2 protein-coding genes are annotated in these 1,410 nt (G+C 58.2%); one reads left to right on the forward strand and one right to left on the reverse strand.

Annotated features, from left to right (window positions below; translation table 11 throughout):
* On the forward strand, window positions 1–487 hold a 487-nt coding region (locus A3754_RS25270; protein ID WP_231880791.1), incomplete at its 5' end, for a phasin family protein.
* A 227-nt stretch (window positions 488–714) separates the two neighbouring features.
* On the opposite strand, the gene A3754_RS25275 is transcribed toward A3754_RS25270, so the two are convergent.
* Window positions 715–1,410 (reverse strand): zinc-binding dehydrogenase (locus tag A3754_RS25275; protein WP_063521674.1); only part of this gene is annotated, 696 nt, incomplete at its 5' end.

Consider the following 1,410-nt stretch of genomic DNA (forward strand, 5'->3'; position numbering starts at 1 on the left):
GCTCGTGGAATTGCCTTCGGGAGTTTGGACCATGTCCGACCAAGAACAGAACCAGAACGAAAAAGACGGGCGTCAAAACCCGCTGAAAGCCCTTACCGGGGCTTCACGAGACATTCGCAAGTATACCCATCAGATCTGGCTAGCCGGTCTGGGCGCGTTTGCTCGCGCCGAAGAAGAGGGCAGCGGTTTTTTTGATGCCCTGGTGGAAGCCGGTCGTGAAGTGGAGCGGCACACCAAGGACAAAACCGAGTCCCGGGTGGAAGAGATTAAAGAACGGGTTCGCCACCATACCGGCGAGACCATGGATAAAATGGAAAAAGCCTTTGATGACCGCTTTAACAAGGCTTTATCCCGTTTAGGCCTCCCTAACAAACGTGAGGTCGAACAGCTTGAAAAACGGGTGCAGGAATTGACTCAGGCGCTGGATAACGCTGAGGAAAAACCCGAAAAACCTGCCCCGAAACGCCAGACTCGCAAAAAGAGTTAACGGCATTCAAACCGTGTTGTAGCGCACACCGCTAACCCCTTAGTGGTGTCTTTCAGCGGGTACCCTCCTTGGGTACCCGCTTTTTTTTGGTTCCATGAAGCGGTTGCGCGAACGCCCGCGGACCGACCACCTGATCGTTTTGGTCATTGAGGCGCTGAAAGGTAATGTGAAATAGTATTCCGAATACTGTTTCCTTGTGGGCCGCAATGCACCCTCTGACCCTGTCGTTATTCGAGCACGATTACACGCTTGCCGCTGAAGTCGCTGCTGGCCATGTGTTGATGGGCGGCGTTGGCGTCGTCAAAGGGAAAGGTTTCCAGCGGGAGGGGCAACAGGGCGCCGCTGGCAAACAGTGGTGCCAGGCGGTCGTTAAAAATTTGCGCCAGACGAATGCGGTTTTCCAGCGGCTGGCTGCGCATGGTCATGCTTTTCAGGGTCTGGCGTTTCATCAGCAGGGCGCCAAGATTCAGTTCGGTGCTCAAGCCGCCAAGGATGCCGATGTTCACCAGGCTGCCTTCTGCGCGGAGCCCGCCGAGCAGATCGTTCCAGTCCGGTCCGACCATGTCCAGAATCACCGCCACGCCATCGCCGTGGGTAATGGCGTTGAGCTGGGTGGTGAGGGTGCCGTCGTCGCACACCTGGGCAGCGAGGCCCATGTCGTTGGCGGTGTCGAGCTTGCTCAAGTCCCGACTACTGCCGATGGGTCGGGCGCCAAGGGTATTGGCCAGCTGGGTGGCGGCAAGGCCAACCCCGGCTGTGGCCGGGCGCACCAGGCACCATTGCCCCGGTTGCAGGCCGCCTTCCAGAAACAATGCCCGGTAGGCGGTCAGAAACGCTTCCGGCAACGTGGCGGCGCGGGCAAAGTCCATGCCTTCCGGCATGGTCAGGGCTTCGCGTTCATGGGTGATGATCTGTTCGGCATA

The sequence above is a fragment of the Alcanivorax sp. HI0083 genome (genome assembly GCF_001635175.1).